This window comes from Pseudomonas sp. JV245A, from assembly GCF_032424515.1.
Taxonomy (GTDB): domain Bacteria; phylum Pseudomonadota; class Gammaproteobacteria; order Pseudomonadales; family Pseudomonadaceae; genus Aquipseudomonas; species Aquipseudomonas protegens.
Window position 1 is genome coordinate 1 of record NZ_VYKE01000401.1, and the last position, 1,150, is coordinate 1,150.

Below are 1,150 nucleotides of genomic sequence, written 5' to 3' on the forward strand. Positions count from 1 at the left end.
ACTGAGCCGCCAGCAGGCGCTGGAGCTCAAGGTCCTGGCCGGTGGTGTCGAAGCGGTAGGCGGCCGGCGGGTAGGGCGCCTGCGCATCGCCGCCGCCCCCGCCGACGCCGGCAAATTCCAACAACTGCTGACGGCCCTGGCCCAGCGAGGAATTCGGAGTGAACGCCTGTGAACCGCAGCCTCGATTGGCAGGAACTGGCGCAGCTGCTGCTGACTGCCACGGGTGAAACCCTGTACATGGTGCTGCTGGCCTCGCTGTTCACCCTGTTGATCGGCCTGCCCCTGGGGGTGCTGCTGTTCATCAGCCGCAAGGGCGGCCTGTACCCCATGCCAAGGCTCAACCGGCTGTTGGGCGGGCTGGTCAATCTGGGGCGCTCGCTGCCCTTCGTGGTGCTGCTGATTGCGCTGATCCCCCTGACCCGGCTGGTGGTGGGTACCACCCTGGGCAGCACTGCCGCGGTGGTGCCCATCACCATCGGCGCCTTTCCGTTTTTTGCGCGGATCGTCGAGAACGCCCTGGATGAAGTGGACCGCGGTCGGGTCGAGGCGATCCTGGCCATGGGCGGGCACATCGGCCATGTGATCTTCAAGGCGCTGCTGCCGGAAGCCTTGCCGGCCCTGCTGGCAGGGCTGACCCTGACCCTGGTGATGCTGATCGGTTTTTCCTCCATGGCCGGCGTCATCGGCGGTGGCGGCCTGGGGGACCTGGCGATTCGCTACGGCTATCAGCGGTTCAACAACCAGATCATGGTGGCCACGGTGCTGGTCCTGGTGCTGCTGGTACAGGGGGTACAGAGTTGCGGCGACCGCCTGGTGCGGGCCCTGGCCCATCGCCGCTGAGTACATTCGGGGCGCGTTTCAGCGCCCTTCGTGCTGCTTGCGATAGGCCCCGGGCTGCAGGCCCACGGCCTTGGTGAAGGCCCGGGTGAAGGCGGCGATCGACTGATAGCCCACGGCGGCGCCCACTTGCTCCACTGTCTGGTTGGCCTTGAGCAACTGGCAGGCGTGGCGCATGCGCAGGGCCAGCAGTACCTGCCCCGGGGATTGCCCGGCCAGTTCATTGAACCGCTTGAAGAACGCCGAGCGCGAAAGCCCGGTCAGGGCCGCCATGCTTTCCAGGGGCCAGGCTTCTCCGGGGCGCTGGATCAAC

3 protein-coding genes are annotated in these 1,150 nt (G+C 67.1%); 2 read left to right on the plus strand and 1 reads right to left on the minus strand.

Features of this window, described 5'->3' with window-relative positions; all coding sequences use genetic code 11:
* Nucleotides 1–172, plus strand: a 172-nt coding sequence (locus tag F6S12_RS32000; protein ID WP_315869892.1) for an NIL domain-containing protein, incomplete at its 5' end; no start/stop codon positions are given.
* Nucleotides 169–840, plus strand: coding sequence for a methionine ABC transporter permease (locus F6S12_RS32005; protein WP_015635740.1), 672 nt, complete (start codon nt 169–171; stop codon nt 838–840). The genes F6S12_RS32000 and F6S12_RS32005, both read left to right, overlap by 4 nt.
* Nucleotides 841–858: 18 nt before the next feature.
* On the opposite strand, the gene F6S12_RS32010 is transcribed toward F6S12_RS32005, so the two are convergent.
* Nucleotides 859–1,150: AraC family transcriptional regulator (locus F6S12_RS32010; protein ID WP_315869891.1), on the minus strand; the 292-nt coding region annotated here is incomplete at its 5' end.